The organism is Euzebya rosea (assembly GCF_003073135.1).
Taxonomy (GTDB): domain Bacteria; phylum Actinomycetota; class Nitriliruptoria; order Euzebyales; family Euzebyaceae; genus Euzebya; species Euzebya rosea.
Genome location: NZ_PGDQ01000002.1, coordinates 191358 through 212368 on the forward strand (window position 1 = coordinate 191358; position 21011 = coordinate 212368).

The following is a 21011-nucleotide window of genomic DNA, read 5'->3' on the forward strand; positions in this document are numbered from 1 at the left end:
GGTCCGGCAAATGGCTCGTACCTGCGGTTTTTGTGAGGGTGATCGACGGGATTCGAACCCGCGGCCTCCGCGACCACAACGCGGCGCTCTAACCAACTGAGCTACGACCACCATGTACGACCCCACGAGGTGGGGTGGACCGGGCATGATACAGCCCGACCGGCCGCATGGCACTTCCTTGCACGCACGCTGCATACTGTCCGTCCGACCCCCCTGCCCCAGTAGCTCAGGGGACAGAGCAGCGGGCTTCTATCCCGTCGGTCGTGGGTTCGAATCCTACCTGGGGCGCCAGCGGGCCAGACGTCGATCTGTTCCGTGCCCAACCGACGTCTAGGGTTCCGATATGGCTGATGCCTGCTGCGGCCCCGACGCCGCCACGACGCCCGCAACGGACCGGACCGGAGGCGCGGATCACGACCCGCCCACGGGTCCCGGTCGGCTGCGCGACGTCCACGAGCTGCGCATGGCCGTGCTCGCCGGGGTGTTCCTCGTGGTCGGTTGGCTGCTCGGCCGCTCCGGCGCGGCCACCGCTGGCACGGTCGCGACGGTCGTCGCGCTGCTGGTCGGCGGGTCGACGTTCGTGCCCGACAGCATCCGCGGCCTCCGGCACCGACGGATCGGCGTCGGCACCCTGATGACCATCGCCGCGGTGGGAGCGGTCGTCCTCGGCGAGCTCGGCGAAGCCGCCGGGCTGGCGTTCCTGTTCTCCATCTCCGAGGGCCTGGAGGGCTACTCGGTGGCCCGTACCCGGCAGGGCCTGCGCTCCCTCCTCGAGCTGACCCCGCCGACCGCCGAGGTCCTGCGTGACGGGGCCACCGTGCAGGTCGACCCGTCCGAGCTGGCCGTCGGTGACATCCTGGTCGTTCGCCCGGGGGAACGGCTGGCCACCGACGGCGTGGTCGTCGAGGGCCGCTCCGCCGTCGACGTCGCGGCCATCACCGGCGAGTCCGTCCCCGTCGAGATCGGTCCCGGCGACACCGTCTTCGCCGCGACCATCAACGGCGGCGGGGCGCTGGAGGTCCGCGTCACCGCCACGACGACCGACAACTCCCTCGCCCGGATCGTGCACATCGTGGAGGAGGCGCAGGACCGCAAGGGCACCACCCAACGGTTGGCCGACCGCGTCGCCAGCCCGCTGGTCCCCGGCGTCATGGTCCTCGCCGCCGCCGTCGCGGTGATCGGATCGCTGCTCGGTGACCCAGCCGTGTGGATCGAGCGGGCGCTGGTCGTCCTCGTCGCGGCCGCCCCGTGCGCGATGGCGCTGTCGGTCCCGGTCGCCGTGGTCGCCGCCATCGGGTCGGCCAGCAGGTCGGGGGTCCTGGTCAAGGGCGGCGCGGCGCTGGAGGCGCTGGGCAACGTCACGGCCGTGGCGCTGGACAAGACCGGCACCCTGACCCGCAACGCCCCACGCGTGATCGAGGTCGTCACCGCCGCCGGCTGTGCCCGCGACGACGTCCTCGCCGACGCCGCGGCGATCGAGTCCAGGAGCGAGCACCCCCTGGCAGCCGCCATCACCGCGGCCGCCCCACGCCTGGCCACCGCAGGAGGCGCCCGGGCCGCCGACGTCACCGCCATCCCCGGCAGCGGCCTCGTCGGCACCGTCGGCTCCCGCACCATCCGGGTCGGCCGGCCCGGGTTCGTGCCGGTCGACGGCATGGAGGCCGACGTCGCCCGCCTGCAGGGTGCCGGGGCCACCACGGTCGCCGTCGAGGTCGACGGCAGCCCAACCGGGCTGATCGCCGTCCGCGACGAGCTCCGTCCCGAGGCCGCCGAGGCCGTCGCGGACCTCCACCGCATGGGCCTGGACGTCCGCATGCTCACCGGCGACAACCCGCTGACCGCGCGGGCGCTGGGCACGACAGCGGGCATCGGGACGGTCCACGCCGACCTCCGACCGGAGGACAAGTCCGCGCGGGTCACCACGATGCGGGAGGCTGGGCCGGTCGCCATGGTCGGCGACGGGATCAACGACGCCCCTGCCCTGGCCGTCGCCGACGTCGGCATCGCGATGGGCGCCATGGGGGCCGACGTGGCGATCGAGACCGCCGATGTCGCGCTGCTGGGCGAGGACCTGCGCAGCCTGGCCGCAGCCATCGCCCACGCCCGACGTGCCCGGCGGATCATGCGGCAGAACCTGGTGATGTCGGCCGCCATCATCGCCGTGCTCGTGCCGCTGTCCGCCGCTGGCGCCCTCGGCCTGGCGGCCGTCGTGGCCACCCACGAGCTGGCCGAGGTCGTCGTCATCGCCAACGGTGTGCGGGCGGGTCGATCCCGGCGGTGACGCGCGTGGCAGCATGTGGCCCACATGCCTGACTCGTTCGACCTCGCCGACGTCCGCTCCCGCTTCCCTGCCCTGCAGGTCGACCCCGCCGCCGTCCACGTCGACGCCCCGGGCGGTACCCAGATGGTGGACGTCTCCCTGGACGCCATGCGGGACGCCGCCATCCGGCTGAACGCCAACCAGCACGCCCCCTTCCGGGCCAGCGCCCAGGTCGACGCGCTCACCGATCGCGCCCGGGCGACGTTCGGGGCGTTCCTCGGCAGCGAACCCGAGGGCATCGTCTTCGGGGCCAACATGACGACGTTGGCCTTCCATCTCTCCCATGCCCTCGACGAGGTGCTGTCCACCGGCGGTGACATCGTCTGCACGCGGCTGGACCACGACGCCAACGTCGCGCCATGGCAGGGACTTGCCGAGAGGACCGGATCGACCGTCCGGTTCGTCGACATCACCGACGACGGCCGCATCGACGTCGACTCGATCACCGCCGCGGTGACGCCGCGGACCAAGCTGATCACCTTCCCGCTGGCCTCCAACGCCTTCGGCACGATCGTCGACCCGGCCCCGTTCGTCGAGGCCGCCCGGCGGGTCGGGGCACTCACGATCATGGATGCCGTCCACGGCGCCCCGCACGTGACCATCGACCGGCGGGCGCTCGGTGTGGACGTCGTCTTCTGCTCGCCCTACAAGTTCTTCGGCCCCCACCACGGCGTCATGGCCGCCGACCCGGCGCTGCTGGCACGCCTCAGCCCCGACAAGGTCCGCCCGAGCCCCGAGACCGGTCCCGAGCGGTGGCAGACCGGCACCGCGAGCTTCGAGCACATCGCGGCGTCGACCGCTGCCGTGGACTACATGGTCGACGAGATCGGCATGGACGCCATCGCGGCCCACGAGCGGGAGCTGGCCGAGCGGTTCCTGTCGGGCCTGGCCCAGCGGCCGGCCTGGACGCTGCACGGCCCCGCCGACGTGGACGGGCGCACCCCGACCTTCGCGATCACCCACGAGACGCTGGACCCGGCCAAGGTCGCGTCGGGCCTCGGCGATCGCGGCATCCGCGTGTTCGCCGGCCACTACTACGCCATCGAGCCGATGCGGGCCACGCGACTGCTCGACACCGGCGGCGCCGTCAGGGTCGGCTTCGTGCACTACCACGGCCCCGACGACGTCGACCGAGTCCTGGCCGCCCTCGACGAGCTGGGCTAGGTCCACCGTCGTGGCCGGGCCGCTGGATCGCCTGCGTCGCGTGATCGGGCGATCCACCGGGGCCGACGGCCAGCCCGAGTGGCCCCGGGCCACCGGCCCGTCGACGGTCGTGGAGGTGCTGGGCAGCGGACGCTGGGCCGACCAGGCGGGTCGTGACGAGTTCGACCTGGTGCCGCTGGAGGGACACGACCATCTCGGCACGCTGCTGTCGGTCCGCCACACCGGCCCGTCGCTGCGCCGCCCGGGCGACCTCGCTGCCCCGGTCGACGAACCGCTGCACCGCATCGCGGAGCTGACCGTCGTGTCGGCCGGTGCGCTGGAGCACCGCGACTCCCTCGGGCATCGGGGCACCCTCGCCGCCCCCGCGCGCAGGATCGTCTCGGCCGGCGCCGGCATCATCAGCGAGATCGGCCCGGAACGGCACCTGCGACGTGACGGTGGCGCGCTCGACGTGTTGACCGTCCGCTGGGCCCAGCGGGCAGCGGTGACCCCGACGGTCAGGGTGGTGGACCCTCCGCCTGCCAGGCGGCAGGGACGCAGCGCGATCGACGTGCTGCTGGGCACCCCCGACGGGGCGCCCACGTCCGCTGGCCTGCTCGCCGTCCGTCTGACCGTCGCCGCAGGGGCCACCGTCGACCTCGCGGTGCCCGACGACGGCGACGTGATCATCGTCGTGATCGAGGGCGATGCCCTGGTGGGCGACGCCCTCGTGACAGTCCGCACCGGCGAGGTTGCCCGGCGGGTGGACCACGGCACACGGTTGTCCGTGGCCACCATGCTGGAGGGCAACGAGGCGACCGACGTGCTGGTGCTCGCTGCGCCGTCGCCGTCGTCCGCCTGGGTCCACGAACGCGGCCTCGTCGCCGACGACGCCGTCGACCTCGCCGACGTTCGCAGGCGGTCCGTCGACGGCAGCTTCGGACGGCTGCCGCGCATGGACGGCTGAGGGGTACGGCAGCCGGACGGGTGCCCTCGGCAGGACCCCGGGGCGGTCCGCGCCGAGCAGCGGGATCCGGCATGATCGACCCATGACGCACGAACGCGCAGGACAGCCCGCCCGGTCCGAGGACCTCGTCGACGTCCCCCACCTGGTCACCGCGTACTACGCCGGTGTGCCCGACCCCGACGAGGTCGAGCAGCAGGTGGCGTTCGGCACCAGCGGGCACCGTGGGACGTCGCTGACGACCTCCTTCAACGAGGCGCACATCCTGGCCACCACCCAGGCGATCTGTGAGTACCGCCGCGAGCAGGGCATCGACGGGCCCCTGTTCATCGGACGGGACACCCATGCGCTCAGCGAGCCGGCCTGGACGACGGCGCTGGAGGTGCTGGCCGGCAACGACGTGACGGTCATGGTCGACGCGGCCGACCGCTACACGCCGACGCCGGCGGTGTCCCACGCGATCCTGCGGGCCAACGCCTCGCGGGGGACCCATCAGGGTCAGGCGGACGGGATCGTCGTCACGCCGTCCCACAACCCGCCAAGCGACGGCGGCTTCAAGTACAACCCGCCGCACGGGGGGCCTGCCGACACCGACGCGACATCGGTCATCGCCGCCCGGGCCAACCAGATCGTGCGTGCCGGGTTGGGGGAGGTCAGGCGCATCCCGTTCGCGAGGGCCCGCGCGGCGGCGCACGCCTACGACTTCATGGGCGCCTACGTCGACGACCTGCCTGCCGTCCTCGACATGGACGCGGTCCGCGAGGCCGGGGTGAGGATCGGCGCCGATCCGCTCGGCGGGGCGTCGGTGGACTACTGGGGGGCGATCGCCGAGCGGCACGGCCTGGAGCTGACGGTGGTCAACCCGCTGGTGGATCCCACGTGGCGCTTCATGACCCTCGACTGGGACGGCAGGATCCGGATGGACTGCTCCTCGCCCTCGGCGATGGCCAGCCTGGTGGCCCAGAAGGACCGCTACGACGTGGCCACGGGCAACGACGCCGATGCCGACCGGCACGGGATAGTCACCCCCGACGCCGGGCTGATGAACCCCAACCACTTCCTCGCCGTGGCGATCCAGCACCTCTTCGGCGGCGCCCGTCCGGGCTGGCCCGAGTCGGCCCGGATCGGCAAGACGCTGGTGTCGTCCTCGATGATCGACCGGGTGGCCGCCGACCTCGGCCGGCCCATGGTCGAGGTGCCCGTCGGATTCAAGTGGTTCGTGCCCGGCCTCATCGACGCCTCGTTCGGTTTCGGGGGAGAGGAGTCGGCCGGCGCGTCGTTCCTGCGCATGGACGGCACGACGTGGGCGACCGACAAGGACGGGATCATCCTCTGCCTGCTGGCCGCGGAGATCATCGCCGCGACGGGACGGACGCCCAGCGAGCACTACGCCGACCTGGTCGCTGCCCACGGCGAACCGGCCTACGCCCGCATCGACGCACCGGCAACCCGCGAGCAGAAGGCGGCGCTGAAGGGCCTGTCACCCGACGCCGTGTCGGCGACGACGCTGGCGGGCGAGACGATCACCGCCAAGCTGACCGAGGCCCCCGGCAACGGCGCGGCCATCGGCGGGCTCAAGGTCACCACCGAGTCGGCATGGTTCGCGGCACGGCCGTCGGGCACCGAGGACGTCTACAAGATCTACGCCGAGTCCTTCCGCGGCCCGGACCACCTGGCGGAGGTCCAGGCAGCCGCGAAGGACGTCGTGTCCGCGGCCATCGGCTGACCACGACGCCGCGCGACGGTGCACCCTCCGGCGCTATCGTGCGTCCATGGACGACACGGTGGGGTGGCTGCTGGACTCCGATCCTGCGTTGCGCTGGCAGGTCGAACGCGACCTGCTGCACGCCCCGGACGACGTGTGGCAGGCGACTCGTGCCAAGGTGGCGACCGAGGGGTTCGGCGCCCGGTTGCTGGCGCTGCAGGATCCCGACGGCCAGTGGGCCGGTGGGGCGTACTTCCCCGCCGACTTCGACTTCGAGGGCCCCGAGGCCACCGACGACGCCGGGCAACCGTGGACCGCGACCACCTGGAGCCTCACCGCGCTGCGCGAGTGGGGACTCGACGCGTCGGTCCTGGCCGGTACCGTCGAGCTGCTCGACGCCAACAGCCGCTGGGAGTACGACGACCTGCCCTACTGGGGCGGCGAGGTCGACTGCTGCATCAACGCCCTGGTGCTCGCCAACGGGGCATGGCTCGGTGCGGACGTAGCGGCGATGCTGGAGTGGTTCGACGAGCACCGGATGGACGACGGGGGCTGGAACTGCGGCTGGGTGGACGGATCGGTGCGGTCCTCCGTCCACTCGACCCTGAACACCCTGAAGGGCCTCGTGGCGTACGAGGCCATCACGGGTCGATCCACCAAGGACCTCCGGCAGCCCGGAGAGGACTACCTCCTCGACCGCGGCCTCTACCGACGCCTGACGACCGGTGAGCCCGTCGGCCCGTGGGCGCTGGCCCTCGTGCATCCCGCCCGCTGGATCCACAACGTGCTGAGCGCCGCGGAGTGCGTCCGTGAGGCGTCGTTGCTCGACGGCACACCGCCCGACCCCCGCATCGCCGACGCCATCGCCCGCATCCGCGAGCAGCGTCAACCCGACGGCACCTGGCTGCAGGCCCGGCGGCATCCCGGTCGGGTGTGGTTCGAGGTCGACGTGCCGGCCGGTGAACCCTCCAGATGGCTCACCATGTCCGCCATGCGCGTGCTCGACTGGTGGGACGGCCGATGACCGGGAGCTGGAGCGGGTGAGGGGAATCGAACCCCTGTAGCTAGCTTGGAAGGCTAGGGTTCTACCATTGAACTACACCCGCGGGGGAGGGGAGTGTAGCGCGTCGGCGGGCGCGGGCCGAACGCTGGCCGACGGGGGGTTTCGCATCCTTCCGGTTGCCGTATCGACAGGTCTGGTTTGGCAATGTCGGTTTCCAGACATCCTCTGCCCAACCGGGTACGAACCTGAAAGGGCGGGACGCCTCGATGGCAAAGGGAAAGACGAGACCTATGGAAGAACTGACGCGCCGGCACGCGATGTGGATCGCACGGGCCATGGCCCGCACCGACGGCAGTCCGCTGACGGCCAACGACATCGTCGCGCTCGAGGAGGCCTGTGTCCCCCGCCGTGTCGAGGCCGGCGAGGTGCTGATCGCCAGCGGCGACGTCGTCGACGAGGTCCACATCGTCCGCGACGGGGCGGTGCACCTGACCGTGCGCAACCCCACGCTGGGCCGCCAGACCATCGGCCTGGTCGAGCCGGGCGGCGTCATCGGTGACGTCGCGGTGTTCCTCGGCCACACGATGCCCTTCGACGCCATCGCCGACAGCGACACCACGGTGCTGACGATCACCCGCGAACGGCTGCTGCAGCTCCTCGCCGGGTCCCCCTCGTTGTCCCTGCGCTGGATCACCTCGGTGTCCAAGCGCCACGACGAGATCCAGCGCCGTCTGGTCACGCTGCTGACCAAGGACCTGTCCGCCCAGATCGCCACGCTGCTCATGGATCACCGGGTCGAGGAGGACGGCGCCTGGATGGTCAAGATGCCGCACCAGACCATCGCCCACCTGCTCGGCGCCCGGCGCCAGTCCGTCAGCCGGGTCCTCGGCCAGATGCGGCGGGCCGGCCTGGTCCGCTCCCGCTACGGCGCCGTGGAGATCCTCGACCTCAACGGGGTTGCCGAGGCCGCCGGCCTGGACGACCTCGACATCGAGATCGGCCTCCCCGACTAGCTTCCGCCACCCCTCGTGCGACGTCCCGGTCCCCTCGGCCGGGACGTCGCCAAGTTTTGGTGGTGTCCAGCCAACGGGAAAGTCGGGACGGCCGGATTCGAACCGGCGACCCCCGCGGGAAAACCGCAGTTCAGAGGTGCTTTGAGGTCACCACGTTGACCCTTGGATGCCTGGTGTCTAGCGGAGAACAGATCGTCTATCGAGGTCCCAACCTAGTCCCAGATCCGGTCGTCTACGAATGATTGTGGTGACCTTCTGGTGGGGTCGGGCGGACTCACTCCCATGCAGCACGGAGAGGGCTGGGAGTGGTTCGGCTGACCTGCGGCGACTCGCGCAACGGGAGTGGCAGTCCACGTCGGCTACCTCGCTGGACGCGATGACGGCCCATGGCGTCGTCGCTCGTCGATCAAGTCCATCCGGACCTCCACGTTCTTGGCAGCGAGCCATCGGTGCGGAGCCGGCACGGTGTACGAGGGGTCCCGTCGAGGATCCGAGTCGTCGGCCATGCCTGAGACGCCTACATCATCGTCGATGTCGGGGCTACAACGGAACACTTGACGGCCGAAGAGGAGTTCGAGAGCAGCACGCCAAACCGCGCCAGGGGCCCGTTGGGCAACGCAAGGGCCGCGGCCGGCTACTACGTCTTGTGATCAACCCGCTCGCGGTGTCGCGCTACCGCGACCGCCACGCCGTGTTGTCCGGGGCCCAAGCCCGATCCGGGTGCTGCGAGGGTGCTGGCCGACAAGGTCCGTACCGGCCGGCACAAGCATTGGCCCGTCGCTGGTGACAGCCCTGATGCCGAGGCATTGAAGGTCATCGCCCGCGACCGGAGACGCTGATCTGGACACTCGCCCGCCACCAACACCATCCGTTGGGTCCTGCGCGAATACCATCCAGTAGCACTCGGAGGCATCCAATGCCCTCGCCCAGACGTCCTCGTTGCGTACCTACAGTGCCAATTGCACGCCACAGTGGTGCAACGTGGAGTGGATAGTAGTTGCGACACATCCCCTAGTTAGGCCACAACTTCAAGGTTGTGCCGTCTATAGTTCGTCGTATCTCCGTCCGCAAAGCTGACCTGGGCCAGTGGCGCGCCTGCGACAACTTCAACTAGTTTGATCCACTTTCGCGTTGAGCGGTCGACGGTGTAGATCAGCGACCCGTGTTTGGTCTGACGAATCCGCCATCCGTAGGTGGGTAGTTGCTCGGCATCGACTTCATCCACGAATACAGTCAGACCGGATTGAACGTGAAGTGGCACGACGAAGCCGCCCCATAGGTCGCGGAGTGGTTCCAATAGGGGTATGCGGTCTAGCGGTACTACTGGTCCCCAGTGGCAGTCCTTTCTGCTATTGCACCTCCGGCAGGCTGGCCGAAGGTTTGCCGGCCACAGCGTCCCACCTTTGCTGACCGGTTTGACGTGGTCCATGGTGTCGGCGTCGTTCCTGCAGATGTAGCACTTTCCCCCGTAATAATCGAAGCGGGATTGGATAGCCCTAGCATCGGCCATGCCACCGTTCGCACGTTCCCGTTCCCGTCGGCGACGATACTTCTCGCGCGAGGCGTGTTTATCGCAGCGGAACTCCCCGTAACTTCTTCCGATGGCGCGGCCGTAACAGTCAGACTCTACGCACGCGAAGGTCTCAATCAGTCCCACTTCGGTAAGTTCGGACAACCATGCCATAGCTGCTCTCCAGGGTCGTTCCCGTATTAGATCGAACTGTCCCTAGTCACATCTTGCGCTACGGCAGTAGTTGCACACGGCTCAAAACCACGGGTTGCTGTGGCTTCTGCACGCTCGCCGAGGGCAGTGGAGCGACCTGGACATCGATCAAGAACGCGGTTATACCGGCCGTGTGAAGACGCGATGGCCAACCAGAGTCAGAGTCATCCGTGGGCAGTTCCAGTCTGCGGTCACTCAGGTTGAAGATAACGAGATAGGCTTCGTTCTTGCCATAGTCATCGGCATAGCGGACCGCTTGGTTGAGTCCCTTGGCCAAGTAGGCTGCGCCATAGCTGTCGTTATTGAACAGCTTGACCTCACAGACGAGTGGATCTTCGTCCGTTTCAATATTGGCGACGACATCTGCCTTTCCAGACGCGCTGGCCGGCTGGGAATACGGATAGTCGATGCCTTGATCAAATAGGAACTTGCGAAGGTCCCGATCGAGGATCGCCTCACCGCGCACGCTGCCCTCATTGTAGGCCTCCCATAGCCTCTCATGCTCAAACCACTGAACACGTCGGCGATATCGCTCTAGGGTGTAGAGGACGTCCGTTTCAGCAGCCAGTCGTTCCTGCAAGTACTCGATTAGTGGCTCCACAACAGCACTGGTGAAGTCTCTGATCGCATCGTCCATGTTTCTGACGTACGTGAGGTCCATTGGGATCCGGAACCCTTGTGCCCCCGCCCTCGCGGTCTCTTGTACGAGCCACCACGCGATCTTGGCAAAACCGGCTTCACTATCCGGGTAGGCAAGCCCACGACCATCCCTACCCTTATGCTGCTCATACCACTGTGCAGCGTCTACCTCTGGCGTCGACCTATCTACCGTGCCGAGAATGCTCGTCAGCGCCGGTTGAGTCTCGATCCAATCGACGAAGTACTTGGCCTGGAAACCGTAGGAATCGTAGCTCGTCTTGTACAGACGTCGGTACTTCTCCTGTAACCGTACCTGAAGCCCCTCATTGAAGCGCATTAGAACATCCCGCCCAGGTTCTGATTCAGCTTGTCAATTGACTTGTGAAGGTCGGCTACGGCACTGTCGATCGCCTGCAGAGGGCCTGAGACATCAGCACGCCCCTCGCTCAGCTGGATGCGTACCCGGCAGCACGGGCACCAGGGATACACCTGACATGTGACATCAACCATCTCAATGTCGAATTCATATCCGCACCGCGGACACGGCACGGGAACCAGTGTCTGCTCCAAGTCGTTGCTGAGAGTCATGTTCAACCTCCTGTACTGGAAGCATAGAAGCGACCTGTGACACCCCGGGGTCGAGCGCGTAGTGCGGTGAGTTCCCACAGTTGCTCGTCCGGTGTTGGCGTACCTGCATGCTCCGGCTCCAAGCACCCCTCCTGATAGGACTGAGCGTGCGCCCGGTTGAGAGCCTGCCGACGTTTCTGAATCATCCAGTGTCCTCAGCCGAGCAGCCACGGCTGTGCGCGGAGCAGTGTCTCGTCGGTTCCCCAGTCACCATGCTGTGTCTGGTGGTGCATGACGACTGTCAGCCACGGGCCTGTACCAGGGCCGGACCAGACCCAAGACAGGCCATGTCCAGGGTTGCCTCTTCGCGCTGCTGCTGCTGACTCTGGCCTGCTCTATAGGCCGGCCGCCGCTGCGACGTCGGTGAGGACTTGGTCGCACACAGCAGCGGCGCCGCCCAAGGCACCGACACGGTCAGGATCCAGACGACGAACCTCGTCCAGTACTGGTTGAGGCACCTGACCGCACGATGGCACCAGCAGGATCGGTCCACGGGTCAGCGACCCGGAGGAGATGGAGTCGGCGAACACGTCCTGGCGCGACAGATACACCTCGCTGGCCCCGTCGGGGAACTGGTACTGCGAGATGTCGACGGCGGTGTCGATGCGCGTAGGTCCTTCGAGACGGAACACGGGATCCACCTGGGCAGCCGGGGGAGGCGGTGGAGATGCCGGAGGCGGTGGTGTCGGCACGGGTCCGCCGGAGAGAGGGGTAGGGAGGCTGCTGCCGCGCTCTGACAGCACTGCCCCCGTCGTGTCAATGTCAAAGGCACCGTCGCCGATGTAGGCGAAGGATGTGGTGCCTGATCGAAACGATGGGGCGTTGCCGACGCAGCCGGCGGCGAACCCGACGGCGCGGTACTGGTTGCCTTCTAGGCTGCCTGTCCCGGAGCAACTTGTGTACTCGGTGAGATCGACGATCTCGGCCTGGATCAAGCCGCCCTCAACGTCATACCGGAAGCGGTAGTCGGCCTCCGAGTCGCTGTCGGTGAAGATGTCGACCGACCAGTACGCCTGCCCTTCGATCCACACCGGATCGCTGCCGGGGTCGGTGGCCTGCTCGACATCGATACCGAAGCTTGGGCCGCCTGAGGCGTCCATCACAGCGCAGTACCTGCGAACTTCAGCCCGCGGATCGTCTTGGTCGTCCGGGTCTGTCACGCAGTCGGGTGTACCGGCCTGCTCGAACGACTGGCCTGCGGCGACGACGGACGCGCCCCCGACAACAAGTAGTGCGGCGAGCAGCGCGATTGATGTCTTGCTCATATGGGTCTCCCTCCATAGACGGACCCTCAGTCTCGCACGGGTGTGCGAAGCCGAATCCCAGCGGAACGGATCTTGAACTCGCACTCGCCAAGTCGCCCCGATCCAGGTCGGGTGCGCACCGGCTCACCCGTCTCAGCGGTCGCGACACGTACCGGCGGTAGCCCTCAGCCGTGACGATGATCGTGGGCTTCGTCAAGGCCGTTGGCATGTTGGCGTGTGGATTCCCGCTTCGTCTTGCGGAGGCCGAAAGGCTGGTGAACGTGGCTAGCCACCGTGCAGTGCCTTGATACGCGCTGGGTCGGGGTGGTCTCGTGGCTTCGCAGTCGGGAGCCAGACGACCCGTGCGACCGTGAACGGTGAGTCTTGGGTATGGCTGTCCCCGGGGGTCACATGGTCGGGCCTGATGGAGTGCGTGCGATCTGGGTGGGGGTCGGCGGACGTTGGCCGGGTCCCGCGTCCCGGCGTTGGAGGACACGAAGGGCTCGAACTGCTTCTCGGCGGTCAGGGTGGGATTTGTTGCCCGGGTCCTGACCCAGTGGCGTGTGGTCGGTGATGCGGTGGCGGTCACGGTAGGTCGCGACGGCTCGTGCGTGGGTCCACCAGGTGCGCCGCCGCTCGGGGTCTGGCGGTGGTGGGGTGAGGTGGCGGATCCAGGGTTGTCGTTGTTCGATGGCGGACCGGAGCGCCTTGTCGGCATGCTGTTCGAGGAGGCGGTAACGCTGTCGGAGCGCACGGGTCGTCGCGTCGGATTGCTGGGATCGGGTGGCGCCGATGGCCTCGTGTTCGGCAGTGAGTTGGGCCGCGGTGTTCCAGCGGGCCTGTTCGTCGGCGATGGCCTCGTGAGCGGAGCGGGCCGCGCCGTGGCGGCTGAGTATCCGGGCGAGGACGGCGTCGCCAGGGGTGGCGGCGGGGCCCAGATGGGGTTCAGCGGTTGGCTGGTCTGTCGCGGTGTAGACGTGGTTGGCGGTGCGCCCGCGGGTGAGGGCGACGTAGAGCTGCTCGCGGGTCATCGCGGGCGTGGCGATGGTGTGGGCGGTGTCGACCGTTGAGCCTTGGGTTCGGTGGACGGTGATGGCGTAGCCGAGGTCGACATGCCGCGCGGCGTAGTCCGCGGGAATCCGGACGGTGGCGGCAGGCTGGCCGGGGCGGTGGGCGGTGAGGCTGCCGTCGGTATGGGTGGCGGTGACGGTCCAGCGGTCGCCGTTGCGTACCCATTTGCCGTCGCTGGATTGAAGGGTGCGGCGGTTGCGGCGGGTGAGGATCCACTCGCCAGCGCTGGCCGTGGCTCCGTCCCGCAGCGGCACCCCGTGCTGAGCCGATACGTCGCCGTTGGCCTGGCGGTCCAGGCGAGCGCGCCGGTTGAGCGTGGTGACCTGGTCGTTGTCGGCGGCGATGAGCACCGAGGTGTGGCCGTCGGCCAGGTCGTTGCGCCAGGCCAGGTATGCCTGTTCGATCATGTCGTCTGTGGCACCGTCATGGATGCGGCCGTGCTCGCGATAGGTGTCGATGACCGCGGGGTCGCCGTCGCGGAGGCGTTGGGTGGCGTGGCGTTCCCAGTGGTGATGGAACCGGTGGATCTGGGTGAGGCGGGGATGGTCTGGTCGGTCCCGGGCGAGCAGGCCGAGGGCGCCGCCGGCACCAACCCCGCCGAGCTGGTGGGGGTCGCCCACCAGCAGCACCTTCGCTCGCTGCTGTTCGGCGTGGCCGGTGATGAGGTCCAGGGTGCGGGTGGAGGCCAGCGACGCCTCGTCGACGATGACGAGCTGGCCGGGCCGGAACCGCCGGCGGCCGTGGAGGTGCTCGTGGGTCCACTTGGCCGTGTTCTCCGTGGCGATGCCAAGATCATCGGCCAGGACCTGCGCGGCAGCCGCGCTCGGGGCGAGCCCGATGACCGCCCCGGCCCCGCGGGTGTGTTCCCAGGTCTGACGGAGGGCGGCGAGGGTGGTGGTCTTGCCGGCCCCGGCGGGGCCGATGAGCAGATCGAGCTGACGGCCCGACGTGGCGATGTCCGCAACAGCGGCGAGCTGGTCCTGGGACAGCCCCGACCCGGATGCGACGACCGGCTGGCTGGCGAGTCGTGGTGACGCGGTGCGGCTGCGGTCGAGCAGCCGGTCTTCGGCCGCCACGAGGGCGTGGGAGGTGTAGCGGGTGGCGTGCTTCGGGCGGAGGCGGCCGGTGCCATCCGGGCGTTGCAGCTCGGCTGGCACCGCGGTTTCGGGTGGGGTGACCCGCAGCGACGCCCGCTCTGCGGCCTCGACAAGTTGCTCGATCGCGTGGTTGCGTGCGTGGGGGGTTGCGAAGCGCAGGTGCATGGTCTGGCGGGTGGCTTCGGCGTGCAGGTTCCACCGGGTCCAGGTCGATCGCTTCTCCGACACGTGATCGAGCACGACCAGGGCGTAGCCCTCGACTGCCTCGGCTGGCAGCTCCTCGATGACTTCCGGGGACCCTGTGGGAGGGCAGAGCCAGGCTGGGTCGAACCCGAGCAGCGACCGAGCCCGGTCGGCCCACCGGCTGGTCAGCTCGGCCAGGGAGTGCTGGGTCTTGCCGGGCCGAGTTGCCAAGGTGGCCTGCTGCCGAAGCTTGATGACGGTCGCTGGCGTTGGGCCAACGCCGTGCGTCGCGCGGAAGTCGGCGACAAGCCGGTCGGTCGCGGTGTCGATGGAGCGGCTGCGGGAGGAGAAGGTCTTGACCAGCTCGTCGGGGACACCGGCGATCTCCCACGCGGGGTTGCGGTCGGCGCCGCGGGTGCGCCCTTCCCATTGCACGCCGAGGTCGGCGCTGAGCCGGTCGGCAAGCGCGGCGTTGTAGCGCTCGGACAGCGCGACCAGGGCGTGGTGCACGGGGCGGCTGTCGAGGCTTCGCCACTTGCCGTCGGAGGTCGTGCAGACCTTGTTGGCGATGACGACATGGGTGTGGAGCTGCGGGTCGCCGGTGCGGGAGTCGTAGTGGTCGAAGGCGGTCGCGATCAGGCCGTCGACGTCGAGCTGGACCACGCCGGCCCTGCCGGCGCGGGTCGCGGCGACCTCGCGCTCCATCAACTCCACGACGTCGCCGATGGCGGCGTGATGGGCGGCCACGATCCGCTCCCGGACCTCGGGAGGTGCGAGGGCCCACCACACCGACACCGACTTGGGGGCGGAGAAGGTCAGGTCGAACCCGGCCACCGCCCGCCTGGTCGGCCGGGACGCCTCCTCTTGTTCGATGCGCTGCACGGCCGAGGCCCGCTGCTCCGTGCCGAGCCCACCGTCCAGCGAGGCGACCCTGGCGCCGACCCGCTCCGCGGGACTCTTGTACTGGGGGAACGCCTGGCCGAGGGCGTCGCCGGTGACCGGGTCACGGCCGGCGCCGAGCAGCCGGGCCATCTGGTCCTCGGTGACCTCGTCGCCCGGCTCCAGGCCGAGGGCGGCCAGTCCGGCGCCGAGCCACCGGCCTGGTGGGGTGCCGGTCTGGGCGTAGTACTCGGCCAGCGGCAGCGACCGGTCGCGCGGCCCGTCGGCGACGGCGACGGAGGCGGTCAGGTAGCGGTAGCCGTCCCCGGCTGACATCGCGCGTAGGGATACCGTCACCGCTCCACCACCCGACACGTCTGTCCCATGCCAGGTAGGTGCGCCGACCGGCCCACCGCACCGGAGGTGCCAGAGGTGTGTCAGTCGTCTCGGGGGTGGGTGGATGTGCGCATCTGCTGGGTGGTGAGGTGGCGACGTAGCTGGTGACCGTGTCGACAATCGACGTGCCGGACGAGGTCGCGGCACGGTTGAGGACCGAGGCCGAACGTCATGGTGGGCCGTCCGCCACCGAGCCCTTGCGGTGCCGCCGATTCGGCGCCACCGGCACGAGTAGTCCAGCGATCACGGAGCGCGACGGTCAGTCGTCGGAGTCGCGCGGGCCGAAGACGTTGTCGAGCAGGTCCGCGGTGGCGGGGTTCACCATCTCGTTGCGCTTGATGTAGTGGCGGATGGTGATCCTGGGGTCGGTGTGGCCCAGCAGCTCGGCGGCCAGGTCGACGGTGGCCTGCTCGTTGACCGCGGTGGCCACGGTGCGGCGGATCATGTGCGGGGTCACGCCCTCGATGCCGGCCAAGTCCATCGCCGAGCGGAGCTGCCGTCGGACGTTGTGGGGTGACAAGGGGCCGCCGTCGCGGTTGCAGAACAGCAGCGAGTCAAGCGACCGGTCCTCCAGCGCCACCAGCCGCCGGCGAACCGCCGCCGCACAGAACGACGGCAGCGCCACCGTCCGCACCGACCGGTTTGTCTTGGGGCGGTCCTGCCGCACGAACGGGCTGTTGCGCCCACCCACCACCGTCCCCGCCAGCCGGATCGTCGGCGGCGACGACGTCACGTCGACGTCCCGACGCCGAATCGCCAACGTCTCGCCGATCCGCGCGGAAGTGCCCAGCATGACCTCCACCAGCAGGCCGAGCTGCCCGTCGGGCTTGGGTCCCGACGCGGACTGGCCGCGCTCCCAGTAGCGGATCGCCGCCCGCACGGCGTTGACCTCGACCGACGTCAGCGCGGTCGGCGTGGACGGTGGCCGGCGCAGCCGGGACACATGATCCATGGGGTTGCGCGGGAGGATCTCGTGGCGCACGGCCAAGGAGAACGCCAACCGCAGCACCACACGAGCCTGCCTCGCGCGGTTGTAGCTCTGCTTGCCCAAGTGCTTGATGAAGGAGTCGCAGCGGGCCACACCGATCTCCCGCAGCGTCAGCTCCTCGAACGCCGGGAGCACCAGCGTGCGCATGTTGCGCTCGTAGGTGTTGCGGGTGCTGGAGGCCAGGTGCCCCTCCAGCTCCAGGTCGTGCAACCAGTACTCGACCAGGTCAACGAACCGGCTGTCGGGGGTCAGCTCGGTGAAGGTGGGCTGGACCAGCGACCGCTCGGCCAGCTTGGCCTTCAGCGCAAACTCCGCCGCCCGCTGGGTCCTTGCGGTGGCCTGGACCCGGCGGAGCCTGCCGTCCCAGTCGCGGTAGCGAGTCCTCGCCTGGACCTTGCCGTTCTCGAGCGTGGTGAACTCCAGCTCGCCGAACGTCCCGATCGGGGTCCGGGGCCTACCCACGGCCCGTCACCGCCCCGAGCCCGGCGGGCCGGCTGTACCGGGCGGCTCCGCCTGCGCGTCCACCCACTCCTTCACGTCGACGGCGGTGAACCGCAGGCGCTTGCCGATGCGACGCGCCCTCGGCCCCCGGCCGTGCACCCGCCAGTCGTAGATGGTCTGCCGGGGGACGTCGAGGTAGGCGGCCAGGTCCTCGACAGTCAGCAGCTGTTCCAGCCCGAGCTGGGCGATCTGATCGGTGTCCATACCGAACAGGTGCACAGCCCGCCCCAGACGACTTCGGCCCCCTCGGAACCAAGACCGAACAGGCCGAGAGCAGCCGATGTGGACCCCGAGAACGCCCGAGTAAATGGAGGGTTCTTGACAACTTGCGCATGTCCACCTGCCTGGTGGTCACGGCATCCGCGGGTCAAACACGGGGTTTTCGCGTCGGGACGGCCGGATTCGAACCGGCGACCCCCGCCACCCAAAGGCGGTGCGCCATCCAACACTGCCGCGACGTCGCTCGCGGGACGTGGGCGGCAGTCCAACGGGAAAGTCGGGACGGCCGGATTCGAACCGGCGACCCCCGCCACCCAAAGGCGGTGCGCTACCAGGCTGCGCCACGTCCCGATGGGACCGTCTCCGGTCCCTGAGCGGCCAACAGTACCCGAGGACGCCCGCCAGCGGGTCAGCCGTGGCGCAGCGCGCCGGCCAGTGCCACCACCAGCTCGCCCAGCCGGTCCCCCCAGATCGCCCGGTGTGCGGTGCGGATCGGCCATCCGTTGGCGGTCAGCTCCAGCTGCCGCCGGACGTGCAGATGTGGCCCGTCCGGGTGCAGGCGGGTGACCACACCCAGGTACCGCGTGCCCTCGTGGAGCACCAGGTCCACGGCGTGGCGGCCGACCGGGTATGGGGCGGCCACCTCAACCCCGGCGTCGAGGAGTCCTTCGGCCACGGTTGCGGTCCACCGGTCGACCGACCCGATTCCGCTCGGCGGCGGTGGTGGATGGTCGACCTGGTCCAGGTAGTCCGCGACCAGGGACCCCGACGGCGGCGCGGCCGACAGGACGACCTCCATGCGTTCTCGCGCCCTCGTCGCGAAGACCGCGAACAGGTTGGGGTCGTCGACGAACCGCCAGGTCCTCGGCCCGTCGTCGGCCCCGACGCCGAGCGAGGCCAGGACCACGTCGCGTTCCATGCCCTGGAAGGCGTGCACGGTGCCGACCCGCAGGCCGAGCTCGTCGATCCCACGACGCTTGAGGATCGTCAGGGCGGCATCCTCCAGGGCATCCGCCTGGGCCCGGAACGGTGAGATGACCCCGACGCTCGTCGCCCCGTCCCGCCACAGCTGTCGGAGGCGGTCGATCACCCAGACAACCTCGGCCTCCACGACCTTGCGGTCGTTGCGGGCGCCCTCGACGCGGACCACCTCGATGCGGTCCTGCCGGTCCGTCAGGGGGGTGCGGGTGGCGACGGTCACCTCGCCCCGGTACAGCTCGCGTCCCACCCACGCGAACAGGTGCGGCGCGGACCGGAAGTGCTCGTCCAGCGTCCGGACCGGCGCGGATGCCGCGGCCACGTCGAAGATCGAGCTGTCCCGCACGTCCAGCTTGGCCTGCAGTGCAGCCGACGCCCCCGGGGCATGCACGCGGATGGCCTCCTTCACCGCCTCACCCGCCACGAACGAGACGTGGCGCAGCTGCTGGGGGTCACCGACGACCACCGCCCGGGCGCCTCGCAGCAACGCCGCCGCCGCACGCGGCTGGTCGATCGACGACGCCTCGTCGAGCACGACAAGGTCGAACATGGCGGGCTCGAGCGGCAGCAGGTCGTCGATGTCGGCCAACGTGCCGAGCCACACCGGCAGGGGCACCGTCACCTGCTGGCCCACCAGGGTGGCCAGCTGCGCCCGCCGTTTCGCCCGACCGGCCCGCAGGGCCAGCGCCAGGACGCCGAGCGTTCCCCGGGCTGCCTTGCCGAGCCGCTGCTCGCTGCGGGCCATGGCGTCCATCCACTCGCCCGTGCGCTCCTCGACGTCGTGCTGCGCCGCGGCCAGCTCGGACCAGTCGATGCCGTCCAGCAGCGGGTCGGGGCTGGCATGCAGCCGCCGGACCGCCGCGGCCAGCCGCGCCACGGCGGCCAGCTCCTCCTCGGTAGGGGAGGCCACCCCGAGCGAGGTCGTCAACGACGACCAGGCCCGGCGGGCACCCGGCCGCCACCAGGGCGGCTGGGCCCGACCCGTTCGCTCCAGCAACGACTCGACGGTGAACAGGTCGGCGGTGGCCACGCCGGGCAGGCGCTGGCGCAGCTGCCGGGCCTCCGGACCGTCGCCCAGCAACGTCATGCCGGCCAGCGCATCGGCGGCGTCCAGCCACGTGGCGTCGCGATGTCGGCGGGCCTGCTGCATCGCCGCATGGCGCTGCAGCACCTCCGCGCTGGGGACGGCCTGCGGCTCGCCGGCGGCAAGGCGACGGGCAAGCGCCCACCGCCGGTCGCTGGACCCGAAGACCAACGGGTCCGGGCCGGGCCGCCGGTCCAGCAGCTCGGAGATGGCCTCGACCGTCGCGTCGGCCTTGGCGGCAACGAGCACGGACCGGCCGTGGGCGACGGCGTCCCCCACGATCGCCGCGATGGTGTGGGTCTTGCCCGTCCCCGGCGCACCGGCGATCACCGTCACCGGTTCGGTTCGACTCGCCACCACCGCCTCGTGCTGCGCTTCGCTCAGCCGGTAGGCGCTGGACAGGTCCGGACCGGGCGACGGACCGGCCGGCGGGGGGTGGTCCAGGTACAACGAGTGCAGGGCCGTCCACCTCGTGCCGACCGTGGTGTGCCACTCCGCGAGCGCCGCGGCAGGGCTGAACTCCGGGCGCGACCCCAGCGCGAAGAGGCCTGCCCCGAGCACGAGCCGCAACCCGACCGAGTCGCGCAGGGTCGAGGGGCGACCGACCGGTGCGATGACCGCCGGCGGGTCATAGCCGATGGCGTCGACCACGCGGCGCAGGTGGGCCAGTACCCCCTCGGCGGCGGGCATCCGGTCGGCTGGCACGTCCTCGCCGAGTCCCTCGAGCACGCCGACGCCCCAGTCGACGTCTTCCTCCAGCCGGGCACGGACGTGGCGGTCGCCGACGAGCGGGGTCAGCTCGACGTCCCCTGCCCGACGCAGCGCGTTGCCGACCACGACCACGGGGACGGTGACCAGCGGCTCGAACCACTTGCCCAGGGGCCCCTCCGCGTCGGTGGCGCCGGTCAGGAACCCCAGGCCGACCCGCAGCGACCGTGTCTGGGGGCGGATCGCGTCGACCGCACCGAACCGGGCCGCCAGGTCGGGGTCGATGGGGACCGACCCCGGACGGTCGGGGGTGGCGGTGCCCAGCGCCGGGACGACGCCCATCGGCAGCCATGCGAAGTGGTCGGGGACCTGGCTGGACGACGAGCCGCCCTGTCCCGCGGCGGCGGCCATCTCCTCCAGCACCGACAGCACGCCGTGCACCCCCACCGGCGGCCGGCCGGGGGGCGGACCGAGCGGTGGCTGGTGAACGGGACCCACGAGGGCCGCACCATAGAACCTGCGGGAC

General features: G+C 69.9%; 13 protein-coding genes and 5 tRNA genes. 7 read left to right on the forward strand and 11 right to left on the reverse strand.

What is annotated here, in order from left to right; genetic code table 11:
- Positions 1–37: 37 nt before the first annotated feature.
- Positions 38–111: transfer RNA gene (locus CUC05_RS02540), tRNA-His, on the reverse strand.
- A 104-nt stretch (positions 112–215) separates the two neighbouring features.
- Between CUC05_RS02540 and CUC05_RS02545 the strand changes: the two genes are divergently transcribed.
- From CUC05_RS02545 to CUC05_RS02570, 6 genes are all read left to right on the forward strand, one after another.
- Positions 216–291 (forward strand) — tRNA-Arg (locus CUC05_RS02545).
- A 52-nt stretch (positions 292–343) separates the two neighbouring features.
- Positions 344–2281, forward strand: coding sequence for a heavy metal translocating P-type ATPase (locus CUC05_RS02550; protein WP_108664514.1), 1938 nt, complete (start codon positions 344–346; stop codon positions 2279–2281).
- A 24-nt stretch (positions 2282–2305) separates the two neighbouring features.
- Complete coding sequence (locus CUC05_RS02555; protein WP_157965134.1) at positions 2306–3484, forward strand: aminotransferase class V-fold PLP-dependent enzyme; 1179 nt, start codon at positions 2306–2308, stop codon at positions 3482–3484.
- A 40-nt stretch (positions 3485–3524) separates the two neighbouring features.
- On the forward strand, positions 3525–4430 hold the full coding sequence (locus CUC05_RS02560; protein ID WP_157965135.1) for a pirin family protein: 906 nt from the start codon (positions 3525–3527) through the stop codon (positions 4428–4430).
- A gap of 82 nt (positions 4431–4512) precedes the next feature.
- Complete coding sequence (gene pgm, locus CUC05_RS02565; protein ID WP_108664517.1) at positions 4513–6153, forward strand: phosphoglucomutase (alpha-D-glucose-1,6-bisphosphate-dependent); 1641 nt, start codon at positions 4513–4515, stop codon at positions 6151–6153.
- Between the two features lie 46 nt (positions 6154–6199).
- The gene (locus tag CUC05_RS02570; protein WP_108664518.1) at positions 6200–7156 is read left to right on the forward strand and encodes a prenyltransferase/squalene oxidase repeat-containing protein; all 957 of its coding nucleotides are present in this window, start codon (positions 6200–6202) and stop codon (positions 7154–7156) included.
- An 8-nt stretch (positions 7157–7164) separates the two neighbouring features.
- On the opposite strand, the gene CUC05_RS02575 is transcribed toward CUC05_RS02570, so the two are convergent.
- Positions 7165–7238, reverse strand: a tRNA-Gly gene (locus tag CUC05_RS02575).
- Positions 7239–7425: 187 nt separating this feature from the next.
- Between CUC05_RS02575 and CUC05_RS02580 the strand changes: the two genes are divergently transcribed.
- On the forward strand, positions 7426–8148 hold the full coding sequence (locus tag CUC05_RS02580; RefSeq protein ID WP_170127894.1) for a Crp/Fnr family transcriptional regulator: 723 nt from the start codon (positions 7426–7428) through the stop codon (positions 8146–8148).
- Positions 8149–9163: 1015 nt separating this feature from the next.
- On the opposite strand, the gene CUC05_RS26060 is transcribed toward CUC05_RS02580, so the two are convergent.
- From CUC05_RS26060 to CUC05_RS02630, 9 genes are all read right to left on the reverse strand, one after another.
- Positions 9164–9832, reverse strand: coding sequence for an HNH endonuclease (locus tag CUC05_RS26060; protein WP_108664520.1), 669 nt, complete (start codon positions 9830–9832; stop codon positions 9164–9166).
- A gap of 58 nt (positions 9833–9890) precedes the next feature.
- Positions 9891–10847 (reverse strand): hypothetical protein, encoded by a 957-nt coding sequence (locus tag CUC05_RS02590; RefSeq protein ID WP_108664521.1) that lies wholly within the window; start codon positions 10845–10847, stop codon positions 9891–9893.
- 625 nt (positions 10848–11472) lie between these two features.
- Entirely contained in the window at positions 11473–12402 is a 930-nt protein-coding gene (locus CUC05_RS02600; protein ID WP_108664523.1) for a cell wall-binding repeat-containing protein, read from the reverse strand.
- Between the two features lie 386 nt (positions 12403–12788).
- Positions 12789–15947, reverse strand: a complete 3159-nt coding sequence (gene mobF / locus CUC05_RS02605; protein WP_108664524.1) for a MobF family relaxase — start codon at positions 15945–15947, stop codon at positions 12789–12791.
- A gap of 319 nt (positions 15948–16266) precedes the next feature.
- Complete coding sequence (locus tag CUC05_RS02610; RefSeq protein ID WP_108664525.1) at positions 16267–17457, reverse strand: tyrosine-type recombinase/integrase; 1191 nt, start codon at positions 17455–17457, stop codon at positions 16267–16269.
- A 6-nt stretch (positions 17458–17463) separates the two neighbouring features.
- Positions 17464–17700, reverse strand: a complete 237-nt coding sequence (locus tag CUC05_RS02615) for a helix-turn-helix transcriptional regulator (protein WP_108664611.1) — start codon at positions 17698–17700, stop codon at positions 17464–17466.
- Between the two features lie 183 nt (positions 17701–17883).
- Positions 17884–17962, reverse strand: a tRNA-Pro gene (locus tag CUC05_RS02620).
- 30 nt (positions 17963–17992) lie between these two features.
- A tRNA-Pro gene (locus CUC05_RS02625) sits at positions 17993–18066 on the reverse strand.
- 58 nt (positions 18067–18124) lie between these two features.
- Positions 18125–20983: a DEAD/DEAH box helicase gene (locus CUC05_RS02630; protein WP_157965136.1), complete on the reverse strand. Its 2859-nt coding sequence runs from the start codon at positions 20981–20983 to the stop codon at positions 18125–18127.
- Positions 20984–21011: the final 28 nt, after the last annotated feature.

Coding starts and splice junctions, on each gene's coding strand:
- mobF (WP_108664524.1), bottom strand. CDS start 15,947: ATGTCAGCCGGGGACGGCTACCGCTACCTGACCGCCTCCGTCGCCGTC.
- CUC05_RS02590 (WP_108664521.1), bottom strand. CDS start 10,847: ATGCGCTTCAATGAGGGGCTTCAGGTACGGTTACAGGAGAAGTACCGA.
- CUC05_RS02600 (WP_108664523.1), bottom strand. CDS start 12,402: ATGAGCAAGACATCAATCGCGCTGCTCGCCGCACTACTTGTTGTCGGG.
- CUC05_RS02615 (WP_108664611.1), bottom strand. CDS start 17,700: ATGGACACCGATCAGATCGCCCAGCTCGGGCTGGAACAGCTGCTGACT.
- CUC05_RS26060 (WP_108664520.1), bottom strand. CDS start 9,832: ATGGCATGGTTGTCCGAACTTACCGAAGTGGGACTGATTGAGACCTTC.
- CUC05_RS02580 (WP_170127894.1), top strand. CDS start 7,426: ATGGAAGAACTGACGCGCCGGCACGCGATGTGGATCGCACGGGCCATG.
- pgm (WP_108664517.1), top strand. CDS start 4,513: ATGACGCACGAACGCGCAGGACAGCCCGCCCGGTCCGAGGACCTCGTC.
- CUC05_RS02570 (WP_108664518.1), top strand. CDS start 6,200: ATGGACGACACGGTGGGGTGGCTGCTGGACTCCGATCCTGCGTTGCGC.
- CUC05_RS02550 (WP_108664514.1), top strand. CDS start 344: ATGGCTGATGCCTGCTGCGGCCCCGACGCCGCCACGACGCCCGCAACG.
- CUC05_RS02555 (WP_157965134.1), top strand. CDS start 2,306: ATGCCTGACTCGTTCGACCTCGCCGACGTCCGCTCCCGCTTCCCTGCC.